Below are 14,131 nucleotides of genomic sequence, written 5' to 3' on the forward strand. Positions count from 1 at the left end.
CAATTGCATATGAAATAACTAGACTCTTCCCACTAATACATCAACATCAATCGTAATTTCATTTAACTCGATATTGGCTTCCTCTTTTTTATGCCAGCCCATCGGTGTCATTTCAAGCAGTGCTGGTACAAGCTCTGTAGCTAGCGGTATCGTATAAGTAATACGCTCCACACTAACATCATCAAAGCTTTCTTTAAAGCGAGCAACTATTTGTTCATTCGAATACGACTCTTTAGTAGAATCCGCATATAATTGAGCTCGAAGCTCATGTAGGTACCCGCTTTGAGGGACAACCTTAACAACACAACCATTGTGAGTTAATAGACGTTTAAATTCTTCGTAATTGGCGGGCGATAAAATATTTAATATGGCATCGAAGCTTGATCTCGCAAATGGACTTTTCGCTAAATCACCAACACACCAAATTTGCTCTGGATAATGACGGGATGCAGCAAGTATACCTTCTTTCGCTATATCAATACCAATGCCAATACAGTTACCTTTTTGCCCCCCCATAATACGGGCTAAATGTGAACCCTCACCACAGCCTGTATCCAGCACGGTTTCTGCGTTAGCAATTAGCTCTCCGATTTTATCTTCTACTAAATTATAGATACCACTATCAATAACCGCTTTTCTAGATTCAAAGAGATCTTTACTGTACTTAGAAACAGCTCCATGTGTCAGCATATTGACATAACCCTGCTTGGCAATATCAAAAGAATGATTTGAGGAACATACTAATCTACCCTGCTCAAAAACATCCATTGACTCCTGACAAATTGGACAAGCAAAAAGCTTCATATTTTTCTCCATTAAGGCTGCCCCTGCAGCTCTTTTAGAAAGTGCTCCCATTAATTTGCCTCCTTCTGTTCTGTAGGTGAAACAAGCGCGAAACGCTCCCACTTACGACTTCTCCATCTAAAGTATACGATAATGGCTCGCATCCATTCATCTGCCGAAATCGCTAGCCAAATACCTACTAAACCCCAATCTAAAACGAATACAAACAAGTAGCCGAGCGGGAGGCTCATACATACCATTGATAAGAAACCGATTTTCACCGGGAATCTTGCATCCCCAGAGGCACGCAATGAGTTAATAACTACAATATTCATCGTACGCCCTGTTTCAAGCAGAATACTTAATGCTAGGACAGATGCTCCGATTGCTATGACCTCTGGATTATCAGTAAAAACGTGCATAAGTTGCTTACGGAACATCGTCACAACAGCAACCATAGTGATCGTAAAGGCGAAAGCGGCTCGTACACTTGACCAAAGCTGATGATAAGCTTGATCTTTTTTACCAGCACCGACATTTCGCCCAATAATTATAGCCGTACCTGTCCCGATTGCAATCGCAAATAAATACGTAAACATCGAAATATTCATGGCATACTGTCTTGCAGCAAGTGTCTCTGCGCCTAAATACGTTGCATAATAAAGGAAGACAATCTGACAAAACTGATAAAGCACCTGCTCAAATGCTGACGGTAAGCCTATATTTAATATTTTCCGAACATATTCCTTTGAATACTCAAAATAATGTTCTAGCTTCACTCTTACATCCATGACTTGATAAAACAGCCAGAAAAAAACGAGAATTGCTAATCCACGACTTATAACAGAGGAAATAGCAGCTCCTTTTACACCTAACTCTGGTAATCCTAAATTACCGAAGATTAAACCGTAGTTTAATACAACGTGTAGCACATTCATACCTAGTGATACATACATCGTTTGCTTTGTCCATCCATGTACACGGATTATCGCTGCCAATGCATTTATAATTGCCTGTAAAAAAATAAAGCTTCCTATAATTACTAAATAGCTTTGAGCGTATTTAAGCACTTCCCCCTGCAAGTTCATGATAGTCATTAAATGACTTGAAAAGAAGAAAAATAAGACACTCATCATTAGTCCAACGACCAAATTCATCGTTACTGCTAAAGCGGAAATCTTTGCAGCTTCAAAAATGCGCCTTGAACCTAAATATTGAGATACAACAATGGAAGCACCATTACCAACTACTTCAAGTATTAAAATGGCAATATGAATATATTGATTGGCTGCACCAACTCCTGATACAGCGTTGTCTGATAAAGCACTGAGCATAAATGTATCGGCTAGTCCCATTAACATAAATAAAAATACTTCTAAGAATATCGGCCACGTTAAATGGAACAAACTTAACTTATCTGTCTCTTGTATATCACTTTCTTTTAATGTATCTGCCAATACTTTCACTTCTCCTATACGCTTCATAAAGATAGATTTTACGGGCAGTTAATCTCCCACCTATCAATTTTGATGCGGGAGTTTTGTACCTGACGCTTCGCTTACGGTACAAATAAATTACGGCCCGTTAACACGGGATAAAAATATATAGTATCTTATCATAGATTTTTAGAGTGTAAAGGGTTTTTAGAATGAAACATTAAAAGATTACGTAAAGCTAGTAGAATACGCAAAAAAATCCCCCTCACAAATTTATGTGAAAGGGTTTCTTATCATAGTAAGCAATGGTCCTGCAATTGCTTACGTTTTTCTGTGGTTAAGCCCAACTCTTGCTCTAAAAAAGTGGCCTTAGAGCCATATCGGTTATCCATTGCATCAAATGCTGCTTGTAAATAGTCCTCACGGGCAGACATTAAGGCATAAAATTGCTGTAATTCTCGCTCGCTATAATCTTGCTGAATCGTCTGAGCCATTCGTTCTACTAAGGGACGTAGATGTACATTTGTATCTAAATAGTCCTCCATTATCGTTTCCTCAGGTACATCTAAAGCAAGTAAAATCAGTGCACTGCCAATACCTGTTCGATCCTTCCCGACCGCACAATGATGAACAAGCCCTAAATTTTCAGGATGTTGAATCATTGCTATTAACTTTTTAAACGAGTCATTATTAAAAGGCATTTGTGCATAAAATTCTCTGAACATCTCTGGGCTTACAACCTTATAAAAATCTTTTCCACCAGTGTTTGTAGGCATCTCAAAAGCATGATTTCCCTTTGCTGGTATTTGAATATACTTGGCATACGGGAATTCCGGATTAGGATTATTTTGAGCCTCATGGTTGTCTCGATAATCAAAAATTGTTTTCACACCTAGCGTTTCAAATAGCCCCTTATCTGCTTTCGTCATTTTACCAAGTGCTGCTGAACGATACATCAAACCATTCTTAATAGCACGCCCATCTCTCGACTTATAACCACCCATATCCCGAAAATTATAGACTGCCTCAAACGGAGTAATCTTCATATCAAACTGTTTCACTCACTGCACCTCTCTCTGTTAGCAAGCATTCTCATCTCTATTTTATCGAACAATTCGATATAATACCAATTTTCACACTAGGAGATGTTATACACTACTTAGAGAGCGATAAGGGGATTTATTTGAACGTTATCTTTATTGCAGCGGAGCTAGGTGGCCGTATTACCTGATCATTTTTTCATCAAAACTGAGCGGGGTTTCTCTTTACCCGATCACTTTTCCTCCAAGCGGAGCAGGGTCAAGGAATCTTCCTAGTAAAGTGCTCACACTACCAGAGTAATTACCTATTAAAAAAGCTGCCCTTGATAAAGGACAGCTCTAAAATACTATTTTTCAAAATAGATTATTTAAATAACTCAGGGTATACTGCTTTGGCTATCAACTCAACAGCTTCGCCAATACGCGGACCCGGACGGTTTGAAATATCAGTATCTATAAAATAAACCGCTTTATTTTGAATGGCAGTGATTGAATTCCATCCATCACGAGAAAGGATTTCTGTCGTTGGGTTTTTCACATAGTTTACTGTTGTTAAAATGACATCTGGATTTTTCGCAATAATATCTTCCTCAGATACCTTTGTCCAGCTTTTGAGGTCAGCAAAAACGTTCTTAACATTTGCAGCATTTAAAATCTCTTGTTGGAATGTACCAGAACCAGGTGTATATATGTCTGGCTTTGGACTAATTTCGAAATAGATATTTTTTGGCTCTTTCACATCTTTGACTTTCGCTTGAACTGCCGCAATTTTAGCTTTAATATCTTCATTTAACTTGTCGCCTTTATCTTTGATTCCCATAACCGTTGCGATTTGTTGGATATCCCCATAAACATCATCAAATGATTTAGCTGATTGAATGGCAAATACTTTAATACCTGCGTCTTCGAGACCTTTTAAGGCATTTAAATTTTCTTCATCGCCTCCAGTTGTATAGGCAATAACGACATCTGGCTTTAACGCTAAAATACGCTCACTATTGAATTTTACAGAATCAGAAACACGCTCAATTTTTTGCGCTTCTTCTGGATACGTATCATACTCAGTTGCACCAACGATTTTATCACCCACACCTAGAGCAAATAGAACTTCTGTATTACTTGGTTGCAATGAAACAACCGTTTTAGGTACGGCATTAAACTCTACTTCTACGCCTCGGTCATCCTTAACTTTATAGCTAGTTTTCTCAACTTGTTGATCTTCTTTAGAAATAGTCTCTTTATTAGTATCCGCTTTCGTGCCACAGCCAACTAATACGAGTGCTAGCATTAACACAGAAAGCCATTGTAGCTTAAACATTTTCTTCATTTCATTGATTCTCCTTTTTCTTTTTCATCGGGTATGACTTGCTAATAAACGGTATTTCAGCAATACCAGCCTGCTGATTCATAAAGACAGCCATTACAAAAAATACATTGGCTAGTAATCCTAAATAATCAAAGAGAATAGCAGGTACTTCCCGTTCTTCAGATACTTTGTGCAAAACTCGATATGATTTTTTCGCCTCACTACGGCATAAATGTAATGCAGTAGCAGCCTCTGTTCCTTGAGGTAATACAAAGTTCTGTATTTCATCCTTAACATGACTAACATAGAAATCATAGCGATCACTGAGCCAAGTCAAATCATCTTCGGATACCGCTAATTTACCTCGGACTGAGCCATTTACATGGTAAGCCATTGGTAAAATGGCTAGTAAATTATCTGCTACTACCTCTACCGTTTCCTTTTTTACCGCCGCCAAAGCGACGCCAATATGTGTTGTAAGGCTATCCGTTCGAATTTCAAAATCTACAGTTGATGCCTTTTCACGCATAAATGGATAACAAGAATAACGTGCATCTTTTTTCAAATCTAAGTCCCCGCTTTCCTTCGTGAAAAATTCTTACTTTAATTTCGCCTTGGCGTAATTGTCGTCCGGAGTCTTTATCTTCATTTAAATGAAGATAAACATCCTTCTTTGGATTTCAGCAGGTGAAATATAAGTGCACATAAAAAAAAACGTTATTTCCACTCCTAAGGAAACAACGAAAATAACATAAAAATTGTCGCATGATACGACATAGCCTATGTATTTGCCGCATATTCTCCTAGCTTCCGAAGAGTTATCTATACGTTCAAACAAAGGTCGGTCTCCTGGCTTGTACAGTTCATTCAATCACATTGTGAGTCATAAAAAACCTTCCCATCAAATAATTCGACAGTGGTATATCTTTATGATTCCTGTACTTACAGTTGCGGAAACAGCTTCGGTTTTTCACCGAATTCCCGATTATGCTATAGTTCAGCACCCTTATTCTGCAAGAATTATTCACTTGTAAAGCAGTTTAACATAGATTGATAGGAAAAAATAGCTGTGGAATTTGAATAAACCAATACGATGGAGAAAAATCATGCATGTATTACCTTTTGCACACGGATATTTTCACTGCCCCCATGGGTATTCATCCTGATCGTGCAGTCGTTTTATTTTTTCATACTTTATAAAAACTATTTCTTAACGAAGGTATTGCGCAAAAAAATAGACATTTCATAACTTTTAACGGATAGCATTCTTATATTTCTTTTTGTATTTAACATCTCTCTCTTCCTCAATTAAACGCTGTGCAATCTCTAGTAGTTTTTGGTCATTCGTTGCATCGAATAGCTTTTTAAAGGATACAATAATATCATAGCGTATTAATGTCGGGTGCTTTTCGTCTAAGCATATTTGAAATCTTTTCGCCAAATATGAAACGACTAAATCTCTTTGTACCTGCCCTGCTAAACCTATTCTCCAAATTGCCTGTAAAGTATGCCTCGCAGTCACTGTTTTTTCATCATACGTTACGGCCCAAATCTTTAAAAAGTCCTCTAATACTCTTTCTTCAGGATCACTTTTTGCTGCCAATGCGCATAAAAATTGTGCAGCACTTGCTCGCACATGTTCGTTTTTGTATGTAAGAGCCTGAATAAGTTGTTCCCAAACTGAATATGTCCAATCAACTGGTTCCTGCATAATTTTCATTAATTCTTCGTATGATTTGTATTGTATATCACGGTCACGCTCTGTTAAATTACTAAAAAGTTGCAAAATCTCTTTTTCCATGATTCATCCCTACCTTTATTGTTTCAGAACGTAAAAAATGGTGTACTTGTAAGTGTTGTCTTCATTTCTATTATTCGTTACTTTACTACTACGAAATTAAAGTCGCAAATGATTTTAATTACAAAGCAAGCTCCCGTATTGTATATTTCAAAATTATCAGAAACGAGGCTAAACATGCAAGGGAACATTTCTTTCAGTTATGTAAAGATACATTTTACACGTTAGCTTTATTATTGGAGGTGTCACACTTTATTGGCCTCTTTTAAAATCCAACCAAAATACACAATAACGATGACAATCATTATATGGATAACTAGTAATATTCCTTCTCTCGGCCCCATTATCATTTTAGTAACTAGGGCTATAGTAGTAAAAATATCTACTTATGTAAATTTATTCATCATAGATGTTATTTTACTCATTATTCGTCGAGTAGTCGACCCTAAATTAATGGATCACCCTATCGGTTGCGTGATGGGTTTACTCGCTCGATCTTAAATATAGCATTGTTTGAAGTAATATTTTAATCAGTTGGTTATGGGCTAAACTCTAATACTCATCAAATAATAAAAAAGATCATCTTTGTTTTTACAAAGATGACCTTTTCGCTATTTAAATCGTCTATATAATAGTAAGGCTTATTGAATACGACCGAAGCCTACTAAATATTGATTCCACCAATCAAGTGATTCAACAACAACACCTTTGTTTTGAGCATCGATCATCGTGTTGTTTCCTAAGTAAATACCTACATGCGCTATGCCTGAACCATAGCTGAAGAATACTAGGTCACCTACACGTGCTTCACCTGCTGAAATACGTTGTGTCGCTAAATATTGTTGTGATGCTGTACGTGGTAAAGATACGCCTGCTTGTTTGTAAGACCATTGTACAAGACCTGAACAATCAAATCCTGTTGATGGGTTACTGCCACCCCAAACATAGCTACGGCCTAGGAATTGCTTTGCAGTTGAAATAGCATCACCTGAAGATGCAGTACCTGAACCAGAACCAACAACGACTTGTTGTGTTGATTTTTCATTGTTCGCTTTGCTGCTGTTGTTAGCGTTGCTACCATTGTTAGCGTTGCTGTTGTTACTGTTACTATTGTTGTTTGTTGCTTGTACAACTGGAGTAGCTGCTTGAAGTGCACGTAAACGAGCTGCTTCTTCCTCTGCTGCTTTACGTTCTGCTTCTAAACGTTCTTCTTCTTGTTTCGTTGCAATTTGTGCCTTTAATGCAAGAGATTTCGCTTCATTTTCAGCTTTTTTTACTTCCATTTCGCTTTCCTTTTGTTGAAGCTCTTGGAATTGCTTTTGAAGCTCTTTTTGTTTTTCATCTAATGTTGTTTTTTGATTCTCTAAGTTAGCCTTATCTGCTTCTTGTTGATCTACTAATTCTTGGTCAGCATCCATTAATGTTTTTACCGCTACGACACGGTCCATTAAATCTGCAAAGCTTTTTGAGTCAAGAACCGCACTTAAATAAATACCCACAGTAGTATCTTGAGCTTGGTATGCAGCCATACGATCACTTAAAATCGCTGAACGTTGCTCAATACGTTTTTTAGTATCTACAATATTTGCATCAACTTCTTTAATATCTGCTTGTACTTTGTTAAATACTTTTACTTTTTCATCGATCTCTTGTTGTAGTTTAGTTAATTCGTCTTGAAGTTTTTTAACCTCTGTATCTATTTTAGCTTTCTTATCAATCATTTGTTGAGATGTTTCTTCTGCGTGCACTACGGTTGGTTGAACTGTATTAAATAATAAGCCGCCAGCTAGTGCTAATGCTAGCACCATCGACTTACGCCATTTATTTCGTTTACCCACGTTATTCTTTCCCTTCACTAGTCAATTTCGCTCTTAGTATTTTAATGTAATCACTGGAACGATTTCTTGCATTTATTCTTATATTTTATTAGCCTTTTAAAGTTTAGCATTATTAGCATAACTTTTATACTATTTCACGTCTTTTTAATCGTTTAGTAAAACTCGAAACATTCTTGTAACATTCACGTAAATTCATAGATATTCTACAAAATAACGTTTTATTCTACATAACAACGTTTTTAACTACTTTACCATTAGACCCACTATTTGTTTTGTAATGTTTTTGTAATATTTATCGAGCGCATTTATCAATTATGCTCTGGCATAATTGCGTCCGGAATCGGTTAGGCCAACATGAAGTTGGTCACTAAGGCGTTTTCACAGGATGTGAAGTTCTTAGCCTCAGTTCCTCTATTTCAGCAGATGTTTGGACACCAGCTGAAATAAGTTAAAATAAAAAGAGGGTAGGGAGCATTTCCCCTACCTCAGCTTGTTGACTAAAGAATAGATATCAATAATGTGTTTTAATAATCAAAGATTGATTTTCACTCCGAGTTGGCGCTTCCTATTGCCTCATAGAACGTAGCGCTTGGATAGAAAGCCGTACTAAAAGAATGGCACATAAAAATAAGCCTAAGTATGCGGCTGTATTTAAGTAAACAGCGTACGTGTCACGAATAAATTGTGAGATTGCTAAAAGTGCTACAGAAATAATGCCAAAGGTAATACCTACGAGAAGTAAGACGAAACGGGAAAACAAATTCGTAATAAAACGAGCATTATCCTCATCCGAAAAAACATCGTGATGTAAGATGATTTTTCCGCTCTCCACCCGTTGAATGAGCTGGTCAACTCGTCTTGGCATTTTGCGCAATGCCGGAATAAGCATTGCTAATTCTTCTTGTATACGTTCCTTTGTTGCCATCGGTTCTTTAAATGGCTTCAGGAAGGTTGCGCGCATATATGCGGATGAAAAATCTTTCGCTTCCGTAAAAATATCAAAACTTGGGTCAATTACCCGTAATGTCCCCTCCAATGTTACTAATGAACGCAGCGCTAAACCTACTGCTGGATAGAAAGCAAGACCGAAATCACGAACAACCGTAAATAACGCATGTATTAATTCCACTGTTGGAATTCGATCCACGTAAGAGATTTTCAAGAGAATTTGATCAATTGCTTGCTCTATCTTTGCACGATCTGCATGATCAGCATTTTCAACCAATAATGTTAAGCCGTCAAATAAAGTACTTGAATCAGTTAGATGAATCCCCATTAAAATTAGCTTTAAGCCCTCTTGTTGTGTAGCTCCCAAACGGCCAACAGCCCCAAAATCAAGAAGGATCGGTGTGCCATCCATCTCATCAATATGAATATTTCCTGGATGTGGATCTGCATGAAATATACCCGAAAAAAGCATTTGTTCAATGAAGGAGTATAAAACAGTCCGTGCAAACTGCCTACGATTATTTTCTAATTGATTAAATTCAGCCGCAGCATTTGCAACGCTTTTCCCCCGTACATATTCCATGACAATAATATTTTCATGACAATATTCTGGATAGATTTTAGGAATCCTTACCTTATAATCGCTTTTGGTAAGAGCATTCGTCACCTGCATTGTATTACGAGCCTCAATATCTAAATGAATTTCCTCGCGTAACCCATCGCCAAATCCTTTAGCAAGCTCTCGGAAACCAAGTGACTCAGCCCATGTAGACTTGTTTGAAAGCCAATTGGCAAATTCCTCTAAAATATCGAGATCGTCTCGCATGATTCCCTTCACTTCTGGACGTAGTAGCTTCACCACGACTTCATCAAAATTTTTCAATCGTGCCTTATGTACTTGTCCAATAGATGCTGCCGCAATAGGCTCCATTTGAAAGCTTGCAAATATTTCATTCATAGGCTTCGGAAGTGAATCTTCTAAAATTTGTGTTACCTGCTCTGACGATAATGGCTTCACACTATGTTGTAATTTCTCTAACTCGTCAATAAAGATAGGTGAAAACAGTTCCCTACGAGTAGAAAGTACCTGACCAAATTTAATAAATATTCCACCACACTGCTCCAAAGTCACCCTTAAAGCAATAGCAAGCTCCTTTTCATTTTCTCGTTGTCTTGTGTATTTAATCGTTTGAACAACGCCATTTGTCACTGCTATTTTTAACACCTGACGCAAACGCTTTTGCTGTCGCCAGTAGCTACGAAGCCGCAATAATAAATTTTTTTTGCCATTCCGGCGATCTCTAGCTGTAATACCACTTGGATCGAAAAGTTCAAAAACGAGATAGAGCAGCATCGAAATTAGTAGCATGCAGCCAATCCAAACAAGTGTACTGACCTCTGTCACTGTTTGCATCATTGGTTCGTATAAAAAGTTTGTATGACGTAAATAGGTATACCAGTAAACAAAGGACGTTAGCGTCACACTAATGACTACAGAAAGAACCCTACGTATAAAATTAATGTTTGAACCAATTAATCGACCACTTACAAAATAAATAAGCCCTGATACAACAATGATTTGGATTAAAAATTTCAAAAAAATCAACAGCGTCACCTCCGATGCTATTTCCTAATACTGCTAGTATAACAAATTACGACCTGTACTTCTTTTAATGTTTAGAACGAGTAACCAGAGAAATAGTTCTTTATTAAAGGATATGGTTTTGAACCACTTCACTGCACTCCAAGGTCTCATCTGCCTATACAACCTCAGATGTAGATTTCCATCTTTAGATAAAAAAATACCTTTAGACATAAATTATCTAAAGGTAAATCAAAACGCGTATTATTTCTACTCGCAAGGGACGCTCTCTCTTCATTTTAGTTAGCGGAAAGTACTTGTTCCCAATTTATTGTGCCATTTTTAACTTGTTCCCGTTTTTCTTTATTCATAATATCATTGGGACGTCCGCCTTTTGGCCAATCTTTATTATGATTTGCCCATTCAGGTCGATCCTGCGATAAAATAAAGGCTGCTAAATCAGCGGCATCTTGATCTGTCAAAGTACCAGTTGCACCTACTGGCATATTATGTTTGATGTAGCCGGCCATTTTTGACATTCGCGCCATACCCGCTCCATCATTGAATGAGTTTTCACCCCATAACGCCGGACCTATATTAGCACCAGTGCCTGAGCCATCAACTGCGTGACAAGCGATACAAGACTGGGCATATACTTCCTCACCGTTCTTAACATCCGGTATAGGGATGTTCTTCATAGTACTTGTACCTACCCATTCACGCTCTGCCCCGATAGGTACACCTTCTGAAATATAGGAGAAGTACGAGACCATCGCTTCTAACTCTTTACTATTCATGTCAAATTTCTTTCCGTTCATACTGCGAACCATACAACCATTAATACGTTCCTCAATCGTTACAATATCACCTGAGCGTGCAATATATTGAGGATAATTCGCCATAACACCTACTAATGACGAAACTTGCTCATCGTAACCCGCCCCTGCATGACAGCTTGTGCAAGACAATTGATTCCCAACATACTCTTCTGCAGCAACATGTGTATTATTTACAAGCTCATAGCCATCTAATATCGCTTCCTTCATAGGCCCATCTGGTACTTCTTCAATGCTTGGCGGCGCATAGACAACTGACTGAGCAGCTGCTGATGTTGGTATTTTTGTTTGTACAGCGGCTTCATTGCTTTCTCCTTTAGCATCCCCTAAAATTTTGTCGCTAATGACTGCCCCCACAAAAAGTGTACATGCTAACAATACTGTCCCCGCTACTCCTGCTACTATAGGTTTCATCTACAATACCCCCCTTTGTATAATCACCTATATTTTAGCAAAACAGCATATTTTTCGATGTGAATTTTCTCACACCTCACGTAAATAGAATCATTTAGCGGATAAAATTATGAAATTTATTGTTCTATAACACATTAAACGAGACTTAATACCTCTTATAGTATGTACTATTTCCTATTTGTAGCTAACGCTTCACTTCAGGGCCGATAAACATTTCTGAATGAAGATAAAAATGCCAAGCACAGCACTGTACTCGACATTTTAGCGTTTCACTATAATTTACATTCACCATCAGCACAAATAGCTTCACCATCGCCTACCATCTTTAATACCGGCTGAATCCCAGCTATCTCTGCCGCTTGATGCAATGTTCGTACGAAAACTTCATTTGGCTCAGCACCTTTAATACCGTAACGATTTTCAAAAACAAAGAACGGAACACTTTGTACATCTAATTGTTGGGCATCATATCGATCTCTGTCTAAAGCTTCACTGAAGTCGTTCGATGCTAGTACACCCTTTGCTATTTCAACATCTAAGTCTAAATTTTCAATGACTTTTAACAAGAACCTCTCATCGTTTAAGTCTTTTCCTTCCGTAAAATAACCACTCATAAGCTCTTCCGTATAGACCGACTCTTTGCCAAACTGTTTTGTCCATTTTGCCAATCGATGCGCTTTTTCAGTATGCGCTGTTTTCATATCTTCAAAATTGTAACGCAAACCAACCTCTTCGGCCCGTATTGCTATACCCTTAGTAATTTCCTTTACTTCTTCTATCGTAGAATCCAATTTTGCAGTCATACCCTCATGTAAAGTTGGTGCATCTTTCTTAGGCGTATGTGGTCCAATTTGAAATGCTTTGTATTCAATTTCTACCTGTCCTGAATAACCTGCCAAGTTAATGGCGCGTTCCAATTCTTTTTTGCCAATGTAGCAGAACGGACATGTGAAATCTGAGAAAATCTCAATTTTCATTTACTACAGCCTCCTACAATATATCTATCCAAATTTTAATGGCAGTGGCCAAAATGAGCACTGCTAAAATAGCTTGTAAAATTTTTGTATTTAATTTTTTCCCTGCTTTTGCACCTAGTGGAGCTGCTATTAGGCTTGCTACAATCATAATGAATGCAGGATAATAATCAACTTGTCCCGTCATCAATTTTCCAATTGTCCCGCCTATAGAGGATATAAAAGTAATAGCAAGGCTTGTAGCGATTGTCATACGTGTCGGTACACCTAATACAACTAGCATTATCGGCACTAACAAGAAGCCACCACCTGCTCCAACAATCCCCGATCCAATACCAACAATAAAAGCTAATACAGTCGCTATCGGTTTATTGAACGTTACCTCATCCAATGGCTTATCGTCAATTTGCTTCTTAGGAATAAACATCATCACTGCGGCAATCAATGCCAATACACCATAAACGACGTTAACCCCCACTTCAGATAAAAATTGGGAGCCGTAACTACCCACGAAACTTCCTGCTAATACGGCACTACCCATATATATAATCAGTGATTTATTTAAATAACCACCTTTTCGATATGCCCACACCCCAGCAAGAGAGGCAAAAAACACTTCTACCGCACTAATACCTGATACCTCATGTGCTGAAAATGCTGCAAAACCAAGTAAAGGTGGGATATATAATAACATTGGATATTTAATAATTGCTCCGCCAATTCCCAGCATTCCTGATATAAATGAACCGACAAAACCAATCAAAAATATTGTAATGATCCATGCTAAACCCATCTTTTTTCCTTCTTTCTGGTCACTTGCGCCTTAATGGCATTGTCATTTCCACCAATATCAAATGAAAGGAGGGTTGTTCTTAACTTCAAATAGAAGAGACAACCCTCACCTGCATTAAGCTTTTTGAATAAAGAATGTAATGACACCAGCGTCTTCAGATTTATCTAAAATTGTATGACCGCCAGCTTTTGCCCAAGCAGGAATATCCGCAAGAGCTCCCTTATCTGTTACTAGAACCTCTAAAATTTCACCTGAAGCCAATGTATCTATAGCTTTTTTTGTTTTCACTATAGGCATCGGACAAGATAAACCCTTTGCATCTAGTTGTAAGTTTGATTTCATATTTTTCTCCTTTGAAACAGCAAACGTTGTAAGCGATTTTG

The 14,131-nt window shown here is 37.7% G+C and carries 13 protein-coding genes and 1 riboswitch; of the genes, 1 reads left to right on the forward strand and 12 read right to left on the reverse strand.

Features of this window, described 5'->3' with window-relative positions; translation table 11 throughout:
• Window positions 1–18 precede the first annotated feature (18 nt).
• From ACIQLB_RS10390 to ACIQLB_RS10415, 6 genes are all read right to left on the reverse strand, one after another.
• Complete coding sequence (locus ACIQLB_RS10390; RefSeq protein WP_400724793.1) at window positions 19–855, reverse strand: putative RNA methyltransferase; 837 nt, start codon at window positions 853–855, stop codon at window positions 19–21.
• The gene (locus ACIQLB_RS10395) at window positions 855–2,267 is read right to left on the reverse strand and encodes an MATE family efflux transporter (protein ID WP_400724796.1); all 1,413 of its coding nucleotides are present in this window, start codon (window positions 2,265–2,267) and stop codon (window positions 855–857) included. The genes ACIQLB_RS10390 and ACIQLB_RS10395 overlap by 1 nt, the downstream gene beginning before the upstream one ends.
• Before the next feature lie 245 nt (window positions 2,268–2,512).
• On the reverse strand, window positions 2,513–3,280 hold the full coding sequence (locus ACIQLB_RS10400; protein WP_400724799.1) for a tyrosine-protein phosphatase: 768 nt from the start codon (window positions 3,278–3,280) through the stop codon (window positions 2,513–2,515).
• 343 nt (window positions 3,281–3,623) lie between these two features.
• Window positions 3,624–4,586, reverse strand: coding sequence for an ABC transporter substrate-binding protein (locus ACIQLB_RS10405; protein WP_400724802.1), 963 nt, complete (start codon window positions 4,584–4,586; stop codon window positions 3,624–3,626).
• Window position 4,587: 1 nt separating this feature from the next.
• Window positions 4,588–5,130 carry a hypothetical protein gene (locus ACIQLB_RS10410; protein WP_400724804.1) on the reverse strand — a complete coding sequence of 181 codons (543 nt, stop codon included), beginning with the start codon at window positions 5,128–5,130 and terminating at the stop codon, window positions 4,588–4,590.
• A 257-nt stretch (window positions 5,131–5,387) separates the two neighbouring features.
• Window positions 5,388–5,589, reverse strand: a riboswitch (cobalamin riboswitch).
• A 228-nt stretch (window positions 5,590–5,817) separates the two neighbouring features.
• Window positions 5,818–6,366, reverse strand: coding sequence for a hypothetical protein (locus ACIQLB_RS10415; protein ID WP_400724807.1), 549 nt, complete (start codon window positions 6,364–6,366; stop codon window positions 5,818–5,820).
• Window positions 6,367–6,618: 252 nt separating this feature from the next.
• Between ACIQLB_RS10415 and ACIQLB_RS10420 the strand changes: the two genes are divergently transcribed.
• Window positions 6,619–6,864 (forward strand): hypothetical protein, encoded by a 246-nt coding sequence (locus tag ACIQLB_RS10420; protein WP_400724810.1) that lies wholly within the window; start codon window positions 6,619–6,621, stop codon window positions 6,862–6,864.
• A gap of 140 nt (window positions 6,865–7,004) precedes the next feature.
• Here the strand turns inward: ACIQLB_RS10420 and ACIQLB_RS10425 are convergent, their stop codons facing one another.
• The 6 genes from ACIQLB_RS10425 to ACIQLB_RS10450 form a co-directional block, all read right to left on the reverse strand.
• Window positions 7,005–8,219, reverse strand: a complete 1,215-nt coding sequence (locus ACIQLB_RS10425) for a C40 family peptidase (protein WP_400724813.1) — start codon at window positions 8,217–8,219, stop codon at window positions 7,005–7,007.
• Between the two features lie 547 nt (window positions 8,220–8,766).
• Entirely contained in the window at window positions 8,767–10,755 is a 1,989-nt protein-coding gene (locus tag ACIQLB_RS10430; RefSeq protein ID WP_400724816.1) for an ABC1 kinase family protein, read from the reverse strand.
• Between the two features lie 275 nt (window positions 10,756–11,030).
• Entirely contained in the window at window positions 11,031–11,981 is a 951-nt protein-coding gene (locus tag ACIQLB_RS10435; protein ID WP_400724819.1) for a c-type cytochrome, read from the reverse strand.
• Between the two features lie 272 nt (window positions 11,982–12,253).
• Entirely contained in the window at window positions 12,254–12,958 is a 705-nt protein-coding gene (locus ACIQLB_RS10440; protein WP_400724822.1) for a DsbA family oxidoreductase, read from the reverse strand.
• A gap of 13 nt (window positions 12,959–12,971) precedes the next feature.
• Window positions 12,972–13,748, reverse strand: coding sequence for a sulfite exporter TauE/SafE family protein (locus ACIQLB_RS10445; protein WP_400724825.1), 777 nt, complete (start codon window positions 13,746–13,748; stop codon window positions 12,972–12,974).
• Window positions 13,749–13,862: 114 nt separating this feature from the next.
• Window positions 13,863–14,090, reverse strand: coding sequence for a sulfurtransferase TusA family protein (locus ACIQLB_RS10450; protein WP_400725326.1), 228 nt, complete (start codon window positions 14,088–14,090; stop codon window positions 13,863–13,865).
• Window positions 14,091–14,131 lie beyond the last annotated feature (41 nt).

The sequence above is a fragment of the Lysinibacillus sp. NPDC092081 genome (genome assembly GCF_044755845.1).
GTDB lineage: Bacteria > Bacillota > Bacilli > Bacillales_A > Planococcaceae > Lysinibacillus.

Coding starts and splice junctions, on each gene's coding strand:
- ACIQLB_RS10395 (WP_400724796.1), bottom strand. CDS start 2,267: ATGAAGCGTATAGGAGAAGTGAAAGTATTGGCAGATACATTAAAAGAA.
- ACIQLB_RS10440 (WP_400724822.1), bottom strand. CDS start 12,958: ATGAAAATTGAGATTTTCTCAGATTTCACATGTCCGTTCTGCTACATT.
- ACIQLB_RS10450 (WP_400725326.1), bottom strand. CDS start 14,090: ATGAAATCAAACTTACAACTAGATGCAAAGGGTTTATCTTGTCCGATG.
- ACIQLB_RS10390 (WP_400724793.1), bottom strand. CDS start 855: ATGGGAGCACTTTCTAAAAGAGCTGCAGGGGCAGCCTTAATGGAGAAA.
- ACIQLB_RS10405 (WP_400724802.1), bottom strand. CDS start 4,586: ATGAAGAAAATGTTTAAGCTACAATGGCTTTCTGTGTTAATGCTAGCA.
- ACIQLB_RS10435 (WP_400724819.1), bottom strand. CDS start 11,981: ATGAAACCTATAGTAGCAGGAGTAGCGGGGACAGTATTGTTAGCATGT.
- ACIQLB_RS10445 (WP_400724825.1), bottom strand. CDS start 13,748: ATGGGTTTAGCATGGATCATTACAATATTTTTGATTGGTTTTGTCGGT.
- ACIQLB_RS10415 (WP_400724807.1), bottom strand. CDS start 6,366: ATGGAAAAAGAGATTTTGCAACTTTTTAGTAATTTAACAGAGCGTGAC.